Below are 14,696 nucleotides of genomic sequence, written 5' to 3' on the forward strand. Positions count from 1 at the left end.
GTTCTCGTACTGGAGTACTCGGACGTTTCGGCGGGGCGGCGAGGTGCCGTGCCGGGCGCCGCGACGGGGTGAACGTTGCCGGGCGCGGCACTAGCTTTGGAATGTGCTCTCACCGACACGAATCATCGGCGAACGACTCCTTCTGCCGGACGACCGCGTGGACGCGTCTTGACACCCCCCGAGCCGACTGGCCCGGTACACGCGACCGCCACCTGGTTCCGTCTACACGACCCCCTGCACTCCCGATTCGGCGAAGCCCTTCGCCGGTCCCTCGACGAGGTCCTCGACGGCCAACGCACCGGTCGCTACGACGTGGCCACACTGGAGAAGCCCGAGAAGACCTACCTCGCCGCCAAGGTCGGCATCGTCTGCCGTGCCGCACACGGCTTCCCCGCGGGTACGACCCACTACCTCGTCGCCGGCCACCGTGTCCACCCACGCTTCTCTTTCACCGGAGCGTGGACCCTCCCCCGCGAAGCCCTCGGGCACGTCGGCCTGTTGCTCACCGCCGACGACGAACGGTCACGCTTCTCCGTCGGCCTTCTCCACATCACCGAGGACGCGGTGCTGCCCGGATCGCCCGAGCGGAAATATCGGCTGTCCCCCACCGGTCGCCGCGCGATCCACTGGCTCGTGCGCTCCGGCGACCTGCCGGAGAACTTCCTCCTGCACCTGCCGGCCCACACCCGCGACCTGATCCTGGCCGATCGAGTCTCCGGCCAAAGGCGCATCAACGAACTCTTCCGGCACGTCCGCGACCGCATCATCCCGCGCGAACCCGTGGCCACCATCGCCCACCAGACCGACCCGGCGAAACGCGTCCGCGACGCCCGTCGGCACCTCCGCGACGAAGGCATCATCATCCTGGGCCACCAGCGCGAGCACCCGGGCATCGCCCGCGAGCTCCGGCTTCCCGTGCCCGCCAAAGGATCGTGGATCTCGACCCGCATCGTGCCGGCTCGCCCGGACGACCCCCGCCCCGCCACAACCATCGCGGGCACCTCCTACGTCCGCGCCCGACCAACCGACACCCCACAACCCGGCCCGGCGGACTACTGACCCGGTCAAGGCGGTCGCCGCGGTCGCTTCTCGCCCCGATCTCGTGTGCACTCCGTTCGACCGCCACGAGGCTGAACCCGATGTGACCGAGCCTTACGAACTCGCCCCCGATCGGGCCGCGATCCCACCCCACTGCCCGACCACTTCGGGTGGAAACCGACCCTGCCGTCGGGACCTGGATTCGGTGACGAACCACACGACTACCACGCAGCCCGGCGGCGCGGAACTCCACTGCCGGCCCTTGTGGATGGACAGCCCGGGGTTCGACGTAAGCCCTACTGGGCGGGAAACCACGTGGGGCCACAAGCGCGCGAAGGTCGTCCCCGAGATCCCCTCCCCTACTCCTTCTGGCTCCTCTCCGCAGACGCAACGCCCGCCAACGACCGATCGGTCCGCGCCGGCCGCCGGGTCGCGCCGGTGGCGGGCGCGCAACTGACCCGGCTGCACCTCGCGAGGCGCTCGCCCTCGCCAACGGCACGCCGTACGGTCTCGCCGCATCGGTCTGGACCAACGACCTGGTGCGCGCCAACCGCTTCACCCGCGAACTGGCGGCCGGCTGCGTGTGGGTGAACCACCACCTGCCGCTCGTCTCGGAGATGCCGCAGGGCGGCTTCGGGAAATCCGGCTACGGCAAGGACATGTCGGTGTACGCCCTGGAGGAGTACACGCGGATCAAGCACGTGATGACCTTCAACGGCGGCCCCTACCTGCCGATGGAGGCGATCGCCAACGCGTGAGCCACAACGGCGGTACACCGGGCCCGAATCCGCCCCCGGCGCCCATGCCCGCGAGCCCGGCGCGTCGATCGAGGCGCCCCCGACGGCTCGCCGGAAGGCGAATCGTCGGGGCGCCTCGCCGACACGCGTCCCGTTCGACTCGCCCCGCACGGGCTCATAGACAGGCGATGACCTCGGCCGACGTCATGGGCAGTGAGAACATCGGGTAGTCGTAGGTGAGCGCGTTGTCGTGCTCCTCCTGGGAGGTGGCGGCGACGCAGTCCCGCAGGGTGATGACGCGGAAGCCGTTCTCGTACCCGGTGCGCATCGTCGACTCGACGCAGCAGTTGGTGAGGAAGCCGCCCAGGATGATCGTCTCGATCCCCTTGTTGCGCAGGATGAAATCGAGGTTCGTGCTCGCGAAGGTGTCGAGGCCACGCTTGCCCTCGATCACGATGTCGCCTTCGGCCGGGGCGAGATCGTCCACGATCGCCGCGCCCCAGGAGTTCTTGACGAACGCCGAACCTTCCACGACTCCCTTGAGGATGCCGTACGGGTGGCGCGACAGTTCGCCGTAGCCGGGGGCGAAGGTGATGGGTGCGTGCATGATGGTCACGCCCGCGGCTCGCGCGGCTTCGACCAGGGCCACGGTGTTCGCGAGCATCCCGGTCTTCGCCATCACTTCGGCCACGGCACCGTTGAGCACCCCGCCCTCGCTGGTGAAGTCGTTCTGATACTCGATCAGAACGAGTGCGGTCTTCGCCGGGTCGAGGCGGAAGGTCTCGGACATGGAAGCTCCTTGCCGAACGGCGACGTCAACGTCACCGGCCAGTCTGCCCGACCCGAGCCGCCCGGGCGCCCCGTTCCGTACCGGCAAGGCCGGATCGCTGCCTTGAGAGGTACTGCGGCCAGGTCAGCGGTTTTCGCGGGCGGCTTGCTCGATCAGGTGCACGACGACGTCTCCGACCGGATGTAGAGGTCGGTCCCGGTGCTGCCGCCCGGATGGGGGAAGGGCACCGGGTTCAGCGCGGCCTGGATCTCGCTCCCGGGGTACTTGTTGATGACGTCGCCGAGCCTCTCCCCGCGTCGGGGACGGTCGTCGGCTCGCGAACGTGGAACCCCGCCGTGGCACAGGCATCGTGCGGGAGACTGACACCGCCCTTTGCTCGTGGGCGCCGCCGGCGGTTCCCGAGCGTCGGTGGCCGAGCGCATGGAGGATTGCGTCGTGGACACACCCGCTTCCCGTACGTGGCCGGTCTCGGTCAAGGGCGTTGTGGTCGACCGCCGCGATCGTGTGCTTTTGCTGCGCAACGAGCGGCGGGAGTGGGAACTGCCGGGCGGGCGACTGGAGTCGGGTGAGGAGCCGGCCGAGTGCGTGGTGCGCGAGATCGAGGAGGAGACCGCCTGGCAGGCTCGGACCGGGCCCTTGTTGGACACGTGGGTCTACGAACCCCTGCCCGGACGCCACGTCCTGATCGTTACCTACGGCATCCATCTCCCGGACGCCGATACCGCCCCGGTCCTCAGCCACGAGCACTGCGAGATCGGCCTGTTCACCCGCGCCGAGGTCCCCGATCTGTTGATGCCCGACGGCTACAAGCGGTCCGTGACGGCATGGTTCGACCACCCCGCCCGCACGCCCGAACCTGGCGGCCTCGGGTCCTCGTGATCCACCCGAGTCGTTCGCGTAGCAGGCGTGCCAATGCCTCCGGCAGGAACTCCCCCGTCCCGCACCCGGTGTTCAGGGATGCCCAGTCCGTGCCGTTCAGGAGCCGGCGATGGTGCGGTGGCCCGTCGAGGGCGAGTCTTGCCGTCGGCCTGCCGTGCTCGCTCACACCCGGAGACTGCGGCGTCCCCGGAATCGAGGGACGTCGAGGCCCGCTCTGCCTGTCGGTTGGGGCGTTCGGCGTCGTCCGAAAATCCCTGGCTCCCCGGTCCGGCCGCTTGGTGGGATGCGGTGGCTGCGACGGCGGGAGGGCACAACTTGGCGGTGTTCTGCTGTGCGGGCTGCGGTACGGTCCTGACGGCGGCGGTGTCCAAGGTGACGTTGCCGATCCACTTGGCGGACGCCCACTGGGAGACGCTGCACCCCCACTGCCGGAGCGGCCCCTCATGGACTGGGCGGACCGTGCGTTTTACCGAGGTTGAGGCTGCTTCGGTTACGACTGCACTTCTTGAGGTGCCGGAACATCACGACTTTCTCGCAGAGGATCGAGCGTGGATTGTGGTGGTTACCTCCGAAGGTGACTTGGATGTGGTGGACCGAGTCGATCCTTGGCTGGGCTCGGGGAGGACCAGGTGTCGCAGGTCGGGACGTTGATGACACTTTCGGCAGGGCAGAACCTCGCAGCCGCGAAGCCAGGCCTTGCCACGCTGTTGCCGGCGCGGCGCACACGACGCGCCTGTCGACGTTTGCCTCAGGTTGTCGGGTCCCAGAGCCCGTCGGCTTCGCCGCGGGCGAGGTGCTCGGCGTAGACGCCAACCTTCCAGGCGATGACGGATCGGCACTCCTCCAGCGCCTGGATCTGTGCGTCGACGCGCTGTCGATGGGCGTCGAGTAGTTGCAGGCGTTCCGCTTCGTTGCCCGGTCCGCGGCGCACCAGTTCGGCGAAGTGCTTGAGGTCGACCAGCGGCATGCCGGATTCGCGGAGCTTGACGCAGATCAGCAGCCATTCGACATCGAGGGAGGTATAGCGCCGTCGGCCGCCCGACGTGCGTTGGACCGGTCCGACGAGCAGGCCCTCGCGCTCGTAGAAGCGCAGGGCGTGCACGCTCAGTCCGGTCCGCTCGGCTACCTCGCCGATGCTCAGGGACGGCACGGCAGCTTCGGTGGTCGTCATGCCACTCACTTCCGGATTTGATCTAGACCTCGCTCTAGATCGTAGCGTCGGCGGCATGACCATTCCTGATCAGCAGCCGCTCGGCTCGCCCTTTTCCGCCTCCACCACCGCCGAGGACATCGTGGCCGGCCTCGATCTCTCCGGAAAGACGGCCGTGGTGACCGGGGGCTACTCCGGGCTCGGCCTGGAGACCACCTGGGCTCTGGCCGCCGCCGGAACCCGGGTCATCGTTCCCGCCCGCCGTCCCGACGTTGCCCGTGCCGCTCTGAAAGAGGTGAAGAACTGCGAGGTCATCCCCATGGACCTGGCCGACATCGACAGCGTCCGCTCAGCCTCCGCGCACATCGGCGACCGTCTCGACCGTCTCGACCTCTTGATGGCCGTCGGCGGAGTCATGGCCACCCCGGAGCGGCGCGTGGGGCCCGGCTGGGAAGGCCAGCTCACCGCCAACCACTTCGGGCACTTCACGCTCGCCTGCGAGCTCTACCCGCTCCTGGCCGCCGCAGACGGCGCGCGCGTCGTCGTCAACAGCTCGGCCGGACACACCCTGACCGGCATCCGCTGGCACGATCCGCACTTCCGTACCGGCTACGACAAGTGGCTGGCCTACGGCCAGGCCAAGACCGCCAACGCCCTGTTCGCCGTGCACCTCGACGTCCTCGGGCAGGGCGACGGCGTCCGGGCGTTCGCCCTCCACCCCGGCAAGATCATCACCGGGCTGCAGCGGGAGATGACGCTCCGAGAGCAGATCGACCGCGGCTGGGTGGACGAGCACGGCAACGTCATCGACACCGACTTCAAGACCCCCTCACAGGGGGCCGCCACCGGCCTGTGGGCCGCAACGTCCCCGCTCCTCGACGGCCGTGGCGGCCTCTACCTGGAGGACTGCGACATCGCCCGCGTCTGCGGCCCCGACAGCCTCATGGACGACGGTGGCGTGCGCGCATATGCCATCGACCCCGACGAGGCGGCCCGACTCTGGGACCTGTCTCTTGCAGTGACCGGCGCCACGCCGATCACCGGATGAACCTGCGCTCCGCGTATGCCGCGCTGCCTGCCGCTGCGGCGGGCAGCGCGGTACCGGCCGACCTCGGGCCGATAACGGCCCTGGCACACCTCCTGACCAACCCCGAAAACCTCGAGGCCAAGCTCGGGCGGTAGGCGCCACCGCCGCGGTCGGGGTGACCGCGTCCGCGTCTCGCACGGGCACCGACGGCCGGCCGGGCGAGGCGACGATCGCCGGTCGGGGGCCGCCGCACCCAAGGCCCGGCGCCGGCTGCCTCGGTCGGCCGCGCCCGCTCCCCGCGCGAGCACGGCCGACCGGGAGCAAAGGTGCGGCTCTACTCCGGGGTGACGTTCTCGGCCTGCGGGCCTTTCTGACCCTGGGTGACGTCGTAGGAGACCCGCTGGTTCTCCTGCAGCTCGCGGTAGCCGGAGGCGTTGATGGCGGAGAAGTGCACGAACACGTCCGACCCTCCGTCGTCCTGCGAGATGAAACCGAAGCCCTTCTCCGCGTTGAACCACTTCACCGTGCCCGTCGCCATCTACCGCTCTCCTTCTGCGCGCGGCGCGCCACCGCGCCGCCTCTTCGGTGCCCGGCCCGGATACGGCCCGGCGACCGGGGGTTTCCCCCCAGCGGCCACGCGGCAATCCTCCGGACGGCCGCGGCGCGCCCACGGAACGCAACTCGGCCGATCTTGACCCGATTTGCCCGCGCGATGCCGACCCCCAGTGGGGAGGGGGCGACAACCGAGGTGCTTGCCGGTTCACCCGGCTTTGCCGTGGGCGTACCGGTCGGCGACTATCGCCGCCATGCCCGCCCGAAGCGCTTGCATCGTTCGGGCACCGGCGCGGGCGGCGCCCTACTCGGCGAGGCGACCTGTCCTGGCGGTGGATGTTCCTGCTCAGCGTGCCGCTGGGCCTGCTCGCGCTCGCACTCGCGTGGCGCACTCTCCCCCTCGACCCACCGCGTGACGTCGGACGGTTCGTTGCCCAAGGTCCGGCGTCGCGACCTCAGGATCCGATCCTCGCTCGTCTTGCGCGGGAACGCGGCGTCCAAGAGAGGCGAATCGGCGTGTAGACGGTGGCGGGATCGGGGCAATTCGGCACCGGAGCCGCCTCGCCGCCGGCGTCGATCCTGGCGTTGCTCTTGGTGTTTGCGGCTTCCTCCGCTTGCGCCACGACAAGCTGCTCTTTCATGGTCACCGAGGCCGGGTGCGATCCGAAGAACATCCCCGTCGAAACTGCAAGGACAACCGGGAGCGGCCAGGAACCGAACCGATGCGGCACACGTCTCCCGCACCATGGTTTCCGACGAGCACCAAGAGCACGCGAGTTCCCCCGGGCCCACCTCGCCGTCCGCGGTGACCGTGGACCCACCGAAGGTCAACGACTACGACAGCTTCGCCGAGGCGTACACGGCCGAAAATGAGTGCAACCTCATCAATGCCTACTACGAGCGGCCCGCGATGCTTGCCCTCGCCAAAGACGTGGCCGGCCGGCGGATCCTCGACGCCGGCTGCGGCTCCGGGCCCCTATTCGCGGAGCTGCGTGAGCGTGGCGCCATCGTGAGCGGCTTCGACGCGAGCGCCGGGATGCTGGAGTTGGCCCGGCGGCGGCTCGGCCACGGTGCGGACCTGCAGGTGGCCGACCTGGGCGGCCCGCTTCCCTACTCCGATGACACGTTCGACGATGTAGTCGCGTCCCTGGTGCTGCACTACCTGAAGGACTGGGGGCCGGCGCTGGCCGAGTTGCGACGCGTACTCAAGCCCGGCGGTCGGCTGATTGCGTCCGTCGACCATCCTTTTGCCATCAACCTCATGCACCGCCAGGCCGGCCGCGAGGCCGAGTACAAGTATTTCGACACCACCAACTGGACCGAAGAGTGGACCATGGGCGGACAGTCCGCGCTGATGAGTCTCTGGCACCGGCCGCTGCACGCGATGATCGAGGCATTCACCGGGGCCGGTTTCCGGATAGCGGTCGTCAGCGAGCCAGAGCCCGATCCAGCCGCCCGCGAGCTGTTTCCCGAAGCCATCGCGGCCAAGCCGCGCTTCCTGTGCTTCCTGTTCTTCGTCCTGCACGCCGACCAGCCATAGCCGCGGGAAGCGCTCACACCGGGTGTCGGCAGGCTCTGGCGTCATCGGGTGCTTCCCTGGGGGGTGGGCAGGTGGTTCGGGTGGGGTGCGGGAGCCCTGCTCGGTGGTGGGCTCCCGCATCGGTGGGGACGGCTGGGGTTCAGTCCCGGTTGTCGGCGTTGAAGCGGTCGAGGGCGATGCGGACGGCGCGTTCGGGACAGGTGGCGGTGACGAGGTCCTCGTGGGCGAAGGTGTGCTCGCCGAAACCGTCGATGCTGTGGTCGATGTCGAGGGTGGGGTCACCGGGGACGACGGCGTGGAAGGTGACGGCGCAGTCGTCGTTGCAGCATCCGTAGACGGACCATCGGGTGGGCGGGCGCGGGTCGGGGGTGGGTGCCGGCGCGCCGGATGGTGTGGTGGGCGTGCGTGGCCCGGATCTCTGCGCGGGTTGGGAGACGGTGGAGCGGCTCGACGCGGGCGGCTTGGCCTTCCCGATCCTGCGCGGCCCCGGCCACACCGACACCCGGCCGTCGAGAAGCAGCCGACCACCGGCCACGCCCTGACCGGCGCGCTTGCCGCCGTCACCGACGACGCCCGCCGGGTTCTGTTCGACCGATCGAGGCTCGCCATGCTCGAACTGCCCGGCGGCAAGACCGCCGGCCCGGAGGACTTCGTCGCCACCGCGGTGCGTCAACTCGCCGGGGGTCCGGCCTGGTCGCCGACCCTGGCGACGCGCATGTGGTGGCGATGCGGGTCGACGACAGCCACGGCATTCCAAGGCTCACGGGCGTCGTCCGCATCAGCGCCTGGACGGGCGCCCTGACTACCCGGGAGCCGAATCTGTTCTCCCGGTGGGAATTCTTCGACCTCCACGCTCTCGCCTGCGGGGGGGACGTGTTCGTGCCGGCCGCTCTCGCGCCGGATGCCGTGTGGCCCGGCGTGATTCCCGGCCTGCCGCCCGTCGTCGCGACCGGCCATCATGGCAGGTCCTGTCCCGGTACGCGCCGAGTTTTCCGTGCCCAGTGGAGCAGTCGGACGTGGGTGCTGTGGTGTTGAGCTGCCGGGACGGGCGTGCCCTGGAAGGGGATCTTCGCGTGCCGTGTTTCGCTCAACTCGTCAATGAACGCGTTTCGCGGGCGATCTCGAGGTCCTCGCGAGCGGTGACCACGAGCGTTCGAACAAGGCTGCCGTCGGCGCTCACGTCGGCGTCGCCCTGGGCCTCGGCGTTGGTGCGCGGGTCGAGGTGTACGCCCAGGAAGGTGAGTTCGCGGACGGCGTCGGCCCGGATCGCCTCGTCGTGTTCACCGACTCCGCCGGTGAAGACGAGGACGTCCAGGCCGCCCATCGCGGCGGCCATGGCGGCGATCTTGGCGCGGAGCCGGTAGGCGTATACGCGCCGGGCGGACCGGGCGTGGTGATCGCCTGCCTCCGCTGCCGCGCGAATGGCCCGCATGTCACCCCCGTGACCGGCGAGCGCGACAAGGCCTGCGCCGTGTTCCAGCACCTCTTCGAGTTCCTCGACCGTGATGCCCTGGCGTAGAAGCCACACGATCAAACCGGGATCCACGTCGCCCGCCCTGGTGGCCATGACGAGCCCCTCGGCCGGGGTGAATCCCATGGTGGTGTCGACCGACTCTCCCGCACGCACTGCGGCCATCGACGCGCCCGCGCCCAGATGGCAACTCACCACGCGAGCCGAGGCCGGGTCGACACCCGCCAGACCGCAGGCGTGGCGGGCGGCGTACGCGTGCGACAGGCCGTGGAAACCGTAGCGGCGCAGCCCCCATTTCGTGCGCCACGCGTCCGGCAGGGCGTAGGTGCTCGCCTCGGGCGGCAGGGTGCGGTGAAAAGCCGTGTCGAAGCAGGCGACCGCGGGCACGCTCGGCAAGGCCTGGCGAACGGCGTCGATTCCCGCAAGAGCCAGGTTCTGGTGCAGGGGGGTCGGCGGGGCCGGCCCCGCGATACGGGCGAACACCCCAGCGTCCAACAGTGTCGGACCGGTGAACTCCGCTCCGCCGTGCACAACGCGGTGTCCCACGGCGTCGATGGGCCCGGCGCCGCGCAGGAACCCGGAGACGGCGCCTTCGGGGATCACATCCGGGCATTCGATGGTCGACGCGCACACGACGGCGTCGTGCGGGTCGAGTATGGACAGCTTCACCGTCGACGATCCGGCGTTGACGACGAGCACTCGATCCGGGTTCATGGTGCGCGCTCCCTCGGGATTGTCTCGTTGCGCCGTGCGTACGCAGGCGCGATCGTCTCCGCCGCGGCCTGGTGGCCGGGCGGACGGAGCCGAACGGCACGTGCGCGATCGCGGTCCGGATGGTCGATCCGCCGTTCGTCCTCGGCAATCAGTCGGGCGTCATCCGCGAATGCCGGACTCTCTGGTCACCAACGTCCTCCCGGTGCTGGTGCAGGTCCACCAGGACTCCCAACAGGTCATGGTCGGTAAGTACGCCGACTGCGCGATCCGTCGCGTCCACGACCAGGAGGGCGTCGATCCCGGCCTCGAGAAGGCGCCTGCTCGCGTCGATGACATCGACGTCGGGGGCGACGAACGGGGAGTCGGGTCCGAGGGCGTCGCGCGCTGTGCGGTGCTTCAATCCGAGCGGGTCGCGTGCCCAGACCGATGCGAGATCGCGGTCGCTGAGCAGACCCACGGCGTGCCCCTCCTCGACGACGGCCACGTGCCGAAGGTGGGCTGTGAGCATGCGCTCCATCGCCTGCCACGACGTGTCGTGGGCGGCGACCGCGACGACCGGGCCGTGCATCACCTCGCGAGCCGTCGGAATGCCCGTCGGTTTCCCTGGGCGTGTGTGTGTCGTGGACATGGTTCACCGGCTTCGGTCGGGTGTTGTACGGAGATACGGGCATAGGCGTTCACTCGCGTGGTCGATCGGCGATCAGGACTGCCGCACGGCGGAGGTGATCGGTGGCGAGATCCGCGAGCGCTCGGTCGGCCCCGCTCACCGGATAGCGGCGCCAAGTACTCGGCGTCACGATCGGCGGGCAGTGCGTAGGCGTAGTCCTCCGGTACCAGGGCGGCGGCCCATGGACGCCCCGAGCGGCGCCGGCCGGGTGAGGTCTCGATGCTCATGTCCTTCGCCCCAAACGGGTGAGAGGGTCGGCCGACCGGGCCGAGTGCCTTCCGCTTTTACGGTCGCGCGCACAGACTCCGACCCACAGGGCCGAGTGGCGCCCGGTCCGGGCCGAAGGTCCCGCCGGGAGTCGTCACCGCAGGTCGGTCGACCCTTCGCTGCCGGACCGAGAATCCTGGAGCCCGGATCCGATGGGGCGAACGGCCCTGTTCGATCCGGGACGGCCGGAGTCAGGATGGAAACCGGGACTGTCTCCGACCAGCCCTGCGAAGGGAGCACGACATGTCCACCTCAGAGGGACGGGCGCCGATCGTCGTGGGCGTCGAAGGGACCGCCTCCGCACACGCAGCCGTCGCCTGGGCGGCGGATGAGGCGCATCGGCGCCGACTACCGCTGCGTTTGGTATGTGCGCTCGACTGGCCTGCGGACGCCGATCGGGACCCCGCCAAGCGGAAGCCGACGCAGACATGGAGCCGATTGTTCGAGGCACCGGGGCGACACGCGCTCGCCGAGTCGCACGCGTTGGCTGTCGACCTGCATCCGGCGCTGCCCATCGAAGAAGCCCTGGTCGACGGTGCTCCGGCCGATGTCCTGCGAGCGGAAGCACGGACCGCGAGCATGGTGGTCCTGGGCTCGCGCGAGCTGTCCTCGATGCGGGAACTGATGACCACCGGCGGGATCGCGGTGCCGGTCGTGGCGCACGCTCCGTGCCCTGTCGTGGTGGTTCGCGACACGGAGCGGGTCTCGGCTGCGGCACAGCCGATCGTCGTCGGCGTGGATGGCTCGGCGGTCTCGGAGCGCGCCTTGGCGTTCGCCTTCGAGGAGGCTGCCCTGCGCGACGCCGAAGTCCTCGCGGTTCATGTCCGCAGCCCGCACCCGGGGTCGGTCGATACCTCGATGGCCGACGCCGACGAGATCAAGGAGGGGCGCCGTCGGCTGAAGGAGGCGCTCGCCGGGTACGGCGAGAAGTACCCGGGTGTGACGGCGCGGCGCGAGGTCGCGTTGGGGCATCCCGTGCACGTTCTGGTACGCGAATCGGAGCACGCTTTGTGCCTGGTGGTCGGTACTCGCGGGGTCGGTGGATTCCGCGGCATGCTGCTCGGCTCGGTCGCCTACGGAGTTCTGCACCACGCACATTGCCCGGTGGCCGTCCTGCCGCGGTCGGAGCCGTAGGAGCCATGCCGCGCCGAAAGTGATGCCGGCGCTGTCGGGTCCCGAGCCTGTGACGATGACGTCGGTCGGGGCGCATTCGGTCCCGTCTCACCCGCCGGGGGAACTCCGGGCATCGTCGATGCGATACGCGATGTGCTCGGCGACCGAGACCACACCGTCGACGCCCCGGCACAGCCGCTCGGTGACGGGTATCAGGCTCTTGAGCGGCATGTCGCGCCGCGCCCGGACAACCTCTCCGGTCATGCATTCCGCAATCGTTCGGTGGTGCATGTCGCCTCTCCCATCCGGGGTGCGGCAGTCGGTCGTCGTCACGTTTCAGGCGCCCCGACCTGCTCCCCTGACGGCGCCCGGGCGATCTCCGGGAACGAGCCCCGCCGACCGCCCGCCCGTTCCCGACCGGCGCAGGGTCCACGGTGTCGACTCCTACGTCATCGACGCTTCACCGACCGAAGCAACGCCTCGGGCTTCTCCACGTGCGTTTCCGGACCGGGGAAGAACAGCGACTCGTGGTCGTCCTCGGTCCAGCGCACCTGATAGGGCGGAGTGCCGTCCTCGTGGTCGACCCGGATCACCAGGCCGACACGTCGGGATTCGCCCACGTGCGGAGACTCGACCACCACCCAGTCGCCCACCTGTGCCTTCATGATGCGCTCCCTTCCGGGGCCTCCCGAGTCCACGGCGGTGGCAGGGCTCCACGCGATCCGCCGATTTCCGAATGCCGTCGAGAGTCGGTTCGCGCACAGGGCCGAAGGGCCCGGGGGATCCGCGCGCGGCGAGACGGTGCTCAATCGTGCACGGCCGACGGCCCGCCGGTGACCGCCTCGATGTCGCGGGCGGCCGAATCGAGCAGGTGGTGTGCCAGGTCGGACAATGCCCGGGCTGCGGCCAATTCGTCGCCGATCTCCGGGACGTCCCGGTCCTTGGGGTTCTTGCGGGCATGTCCCCAGCCACGCACCGATGTGTCGTCCCCCGTGCGCAACCGTGCTTCGGCGAACGTGCGCACCGATTCGCCGCCCTCGAAGTCGTCCTGGCCACTCTTTTCGCTCAGGTGGATGTCGACGGTCCAATGCTTTGCGGCAACCATCGGGCTCACCTCCGGTTCGACGGCCTTCCTCTTCTCAGTCTGCGCGGATGACGCACGCTGGATAGGGCCGAAGGGCCCCCGGGATCGGGGCTGCCCGGTGACCGTCGACGTCTGCCGCCTCGGCGCCGCACGCCCGCGTTCCCGGTGATGGGCCCTTCGTCGAACCGACCGGGCCGAACGGCCCTGCCCGGCGCCGAGTGCCGGGAGGAGAGTCGGCAAGAGAGCAGGCACATCGGGCCGGCTCGCGCGGAGAGGGGTGCGCGGAGAGGGGTGCGCGGTGATCGCCTTCGAGGAATCGGCGTCCGTGGTCGTGGGCATCGACAACACCGAAGCCGTCCGAAGAGCAGTTCTGCGGGCGGCCGACGAGGCCCGTCGTCGCCGTCGTGGGCTTCGGCTGCGTCCGGTGCGCGCCTTGGACCGCCCTGCCGACGCCAAGGGGCCGTAGGGAGAGATCGACATGACCAACGCATCGCTGAATCCGGCCGACCTGCGGTATCTGGCCGCCGCAGGGGGCGCGGCACCCTCGCTCCACAACAGCCAACCATGGTCGTTCCGGCCCACGAGCGACGGCCGGGGCATCGCGGTGTACGCCGACACGACCCGCGCGGTGCCGCTCACCGACCCCGACGGCAGGGCCCTGTACATCTCCGTGGGCGCGGCCGTGTTCAACCTGCGCGTCGCCGCCGCACAACTGGGCCGGGACCCGCTGGTGACGCTGCTTCCCCACGGCCCGGATCCGGCACCGGCGGCCGTACTCGACCTGAGTCGACGCGCCCACACCCACGACGCGGACCTGTACCCGGCGATCGCCCTGCGCCGCTCCAGTCGCCTGCCGTTCGCCAACCGCGACGTACCGGAGCGCATCGTCGGTGAGCTGATCGCCGCCGCCGACGCGGAGGACGTGGTCCTGGCCGTGTTGGAGGAGGCCGACGCGCGCCGCGTCCTGAACCTGACGGCCGAGGCCGAACGGCGAACCGCCGCCGACCTCGCGCGACAGGCCGAGACCCGCGAGTGGCTGCGCCCGGAGGAGCCCGCGACCGATGGCATTCCCTATCAGGCCCTGGGTCCCCAGGACCACGACGCCCGGGTGCCGGTGCGCGCCTTCACCGGACACCCGCCCACACCTGCGACCCCGACGCAGCGCTTCGAGGCGCTGCCCCAGGTGGCGACCCTCACCACCCGCTTCGATCGCCCGGAGGACTGGCTGCGCGCCGGCCAGGCCATGGAGCGGGTATGGCTGACGGCCACCCTCCACGGCCTGCGCATGTCCGTCCTGCACCAGGCAGTGGAATGGCCCGAGACCCGCGCGAACCTGCGCGATCCGCACACCGGCCCCGGCTACGTGCAAATGGTGCTTCGCATGGGCTACGGGCCTCCGGGAGCCGCCACCCCTCGCCGCGCCGTGGAGGAGACTCTCCAGCCGACCGAGACCGACGGCGACACGCCGGCCGCCAACGGATCCGGCGCGAGAACGGGTACGCCCGTCGTGTCGGGCCCGCGCTGAGGCTGCATCCGCTGCCGGTCGGGGGCCACCACCCCGACCGGCACCGGCAGCCACACCCGGCGCGGCGAATCTCCCGCGACACAAGGCGCGACACGGGGGCCGACCGGACCGGGGCAACGAGTCGAACGGCCCTGCCTCCGCC

At 70.1% G+C, this 14,696-nt stretch carries 16 protein-coding genes and 1 pseudogene; 8 read left to right on the top strand and 9 right to left on the bottom strand.

Annotated elements, in window-relative coordinates; all coding sequences use genetic code 11:
* Positions 1-168 precede the first annotated feature (168 nt).
* Together ACFZBU_RS40680 and ACFZBU_RS40685 are read left to right on the top strand one after the other, a co-directional pair.
* Positions 169-1,059, top strand: a complete 891-nt coding sequence (locus ACFZBU_RS40680) for a NaeI family type II restriction endonuclease (RefSeq protein WP_391588819.1) — start codon at positions 169-171, stop codon at positions 1,057-1,059.
* Positions 1,060-1,511: 452 nt separating this feature from the next.
* A pseudogene (locus ACFZBU_RS40685) lies at positions 1,512-1,796 on the top strand (aldehyde dehydrogenase family protein); the annotation flags it as partial.
* A gap of 154 nt (positions 1,797-1,950) precedes the next feature.
* Here the strand turns inward: ACFZBU_RS40685 and ACFZBU_RS40690 are convergent.
* Positions 1,951-2,565, bottom strand: coding sequence for an isochorismatase family cysteine hydrolase (locus ACFZBU_RS40690; RefSeq protein WP_391588820.1), 615 nt, complete (start codon positions 2,563-2,565; stop codon positions 1,951-1,953).
* Between the two features lie 435 nt (positions 2,566-3,000).
* Between ACFZBU_RS40690 and ACFZBU_RS40695 the strand changes: the two genes are divergently transcribed.
* A complete protein-coding gene (locus ACFZBU_RS40695; protein WP_391588821.1) occupies positions 3,001-3,444 on the top strand; it encodes an NUDIX domain-containing protein in 444 nt (147 codons plus the stop codon).
* Between the two features lie 748 nt (positions 3,445-4,192).
* Here ACFZBU_RS40695 and ACFZBU_RS40700 read toward each other — a convergent pair.
* Entirely contained in the window at positions 4,193-4,615 is a 423-nt protein-coding gene (locus ACFZBU_RS40700; RefSeq protein ID WP_391588822.1) for a MerR family transcriptional regulator, read from the bottom strand.
* 55 nt (positions 4,616-4,670) lie between these two features.
* Here ACFZBU_RS40700 and ACFZBU_RS40705 point away from each other — a divergent pair, with 55 nt between their 5' ends.
* Positions 4,671-5,642 (top strand): SDR family NAD(P)-dependent oxidoreductase, encoded by a 972-nt coding sequence (locus tag ACFZBU_RS40705; RefSeq protein WP_391588823.1) that lies wholly within the window; start codon positions 4,671-4,673, stop codon positions 5,640-5,642.
* A complete protein-coding gene (locus ACFZBU_RS40710) occupies positions 5,639-5,776 on the top strand; it encodes a hypothetical protein (protein WP_391588824.1) in 138 nt (45 codons plus the stop codon). Before ACFZBU_RS40705 ends, ACFZBU_RS40710 begins: the two co-directional genes overlap by 4 nt.
* A gap of 179 nt (positions 5,777-5,955) precedes the next feature.
* Here ACFZBU_RS40710 and ACFZBU_RS40715 read toward each other — a convergent pair whose 3' ends face one another.
* The gene (locus tag ACFZBU_RS40715) at positions 5,956-6,159 is read right to left on the bottom strand and encodes a cold-shock protein (protein ID WP_391588825.1); all 204 of its coding nucleotides are present in this window, start codon (positions 6,157-6,159) and stop codon (positions 5,956-5,958) included.
* A 759-nt stretch (positions 6,160-6,918) separates the two neighbouring features.
* Here ACFZBU_RS40715 and ACFZBU_RS40720 point away from each other — a divergent pair.
* Complete coding sequence (locus ACFZBU_RS40720; RefSeq protein WP_391588826.1) at positions 6,919-7,713, top strand: class I SAM-dependent methyltransferase; 795 nt, start codon at positions 6,919-6,921, stop codon at positions 7,711-7,713.
* A 139-nt stretch (positions 7,714-7,852) separates the two neighbouring features.
* On the opposite strand, the gene ACFZBU_RS40725 is transcribed toward ACFZBU_RS40720, so the two are convergent.
* The 3 genes from ACFZBU_RS40725 to ACFZBU_RS40735 form a co-directional block, all read right to left on the bottom strand.
* Positions 7,853-8,386 carry a hypothetical protein gene (locus ACFZBU_RS40725; RefSeq protein WP_391588827.1) on the bottom strand — a complete coding sequence of 178 codons (534 nt, stop codon included), beginning with the start codon at positions 8,384-8,386 and terminating at the stop codon, positions 7,853-7,855.
* Between the two features lie 414 nt (positions 8,387-8,800).
* Entirely contained in the window at positions 8,801-9,898 is a 1,098-nt protein-coding gene (locus tag ACFZBU_RS40730) for an acetate/propionate family kinase (RefSeq protein ID WP_391588828.1), read from the bottom strand.
* Positions 9,899-10,046: 148 nt separating this feature from the next.
* Complete coding sequence (locus ACFZBU_RS40735; RefSeq protein WP_391588829.1) at positions 10,047-10,466, bottom strand: CBS domain-containing protein; 420 nt, start codon at positions 10,464-10,466, stop codon at positions 10,047-10,049.
* Between the two features lie 609 nt (positions 10,467-11,075).
* Between ACFZBU_RS40735 and ACFZBU_RS40740 the strand changes: the two genes are divergently transcribed.
* On the top strand, positions 11,076-11,966 hold the full coding sequence (locus ACFZBU_RS40740) for a universal stress protein (protein ID WP_391588830.1): 891 nt from the start codon (positions 11,076-11,078) through the stop codon (positions 11,964-11,966).
* An 87-nt stretch (positions 11,967-12,053) separates the two neighbouring features.
* Here ACFZBU_RS40740 and ACFZBU_RS40745 read toward each other — a convergent pair whose 3' ends face one another.
* The 3 genes from ACFZBU_RS40745 to ACFZBU_RS40755 form a co-directional block, all read right to left on the bottom strand.
* Positions 12,054-12,209 carry a hypothetical protein gene (locus ACFZBU_RS40745; RefSeq protein ID WP_391588831.1) on the bottom strand — a complete coding sequence of 52 codons (156 nt, stop codon included), beginning with the start codon at positions 12,207-12,209 and terminating at the stop codon, positions 12,054-12,056.
* A gap of 185 nt (positions 12,210-12,394) precedes the next feature.
* Positions 12,395-12,610, bottom strand: a complete 216-nt coding sequence (locus ACFZBU_RS40750; RefSeq protein WP_391588832.1) for a DUF1918 domain-containing protein — start codon at positions 12,608-12,610, stop codon at positions 12,395-12,397.
* Between the two features lie 140 nt (positions 12,611-12,750).
* Positions 12,751-13,050, bottom strand: coding sequence for a DUF1876 domain-containing protein (locus ACFZBU_RS40755; protein ID WP_391588833.1), 300 nt, complete (start codon positions 13,048-13,050; stop codon positions 12,751-12,753).
* Positions 13,051-13,507: 457 nt separating this feature from the next.
* Between ACFZBU_RS40755 and ACFZBU_RS40760 the strand changes: the two genes are divergently transcribed.
* The gene (locus tag ACFZBU_RS40760) at positions 13,508-14,554 is read left to right on the top strand and encodes an Acg family FMN-binding oxidoreductase (RefSeq protein WP_391588834.1); all 1,047 of its coding nucleotides are present in this window, start codon (positions 13,508-13,510) and stop codon (positions 14,552-14,554) included.
* Positions 14,555-14,696: the final 142 nt, after the last annotated feature.

This window comes from Embleya sp. NPDC008237, from assembly GCF_042956465.1.
In the GTDB taxonomy this organism is placed as follows: domain Bacteria; phylum Actinomycetota; class Actinomycetes; order Streptomycetales; family Streptomycetaceae; genus Embleya.

Excerpts from the sequence above, each read along its gene's own strand:
- ACFZBU_RS40690 (WP_391588820.1), bottom strand. The coding sequence starts at position 2,565 with ATGTCCGAGACCTTCCGCCTCGACCCGGCGAAGACCGCACTCGTTCTG.
- ACFZBU_RS40700 (WP_391588822.1), bottom strand. The coding sequence starts at position 4,615 with ATGACGACCACCGAAGCTGCCGTGCCGTCCCTGAGCATCGGCGAGGTA.
- ACFZBU_RS40705 (WP_391588823.1), top strand. The coding sequence starts at position 4,671 with ATGACCATTCCTGATCAGCAGCCGCTCGGCTCGCCCTTTTCCGCCTCC.
- ACFZBU_RS40710 (WP_391588824.1), top strand. The coding sequence starts at position 5,639 with ATGAACCTGCGCTCCGCGTATGCCGCGCTGCCTGCCGCTGCGGCGGGC.
- ACFZBU_RS40715 (WP_391588825.1), bottom strand. The coding sequence starts at position 6,159 with ATGGCGACGGGCACGGTGAAGTGGTTCAACGCGGAGAAGGGCTTCGGT.
- ACFZBU_RS40720 (WP_391588826.1), top strand. The coding sequence starts at position 6,919 with ATGGTTTCCGACGAGCACCAAGAGCACGCGAGTTCCCCCGGGCCCACC.
- ACFZBU_RS40730 (WP_391588828.1), bottom strand. The coding sequence starts at position 9,898 with ATGAACCCGGATCGAGTGCTCGTCGTCAACGCCGGATCGTCGACGGTG.
- ACFZBU_RS40735 (WP_391588829.1), bottom strand. The coding sequence starts at position 10,466 with ATGCACGGCCCGGTCGTCGCGGTCGCCGCCCACGACACGTCGTGGCAG.
- ACFZBU_RS40740 (WP_391588830.1), top strand. The coding sequence starts at position 11,076 with ATGTCCACCTCAGAGGGACGGGCGCCGATCGTCGTGGGCGTCGAAGGG.
- ACFZBU_RS40745 (WP_391588831.1), bottom strand. The coding sequence starts at position 12,209 with ATGACCGGAGAGGTTGTCCGGGCGCGGCGCGACATGCCGCTCAAGAGC.
- ACFZBU_RS40750 (WP_391588832.1), bottom strand. The coding sequence starts at position 12,610 with ATGAAGGCACAGGTGGGCGACTGGGTGGTGGTCGAGTCTCCGCACGTG.
- ACFZBU_RS40755 (WP_391588833.1), bottom strand. The coding sequence starts at position 13,050 with ATGGTTGCCGCAAAGCATTGGACCGTCGACATCCACCTGAGCGAAAAG.
- ACFZBU_RS40760 (WP_391588834.1), top strand. The coding sequence starts at position 13,508 with ATGACCAACGCATCGCTGAATCCGGCCGACCTGCGGTATCTGGCCGCC.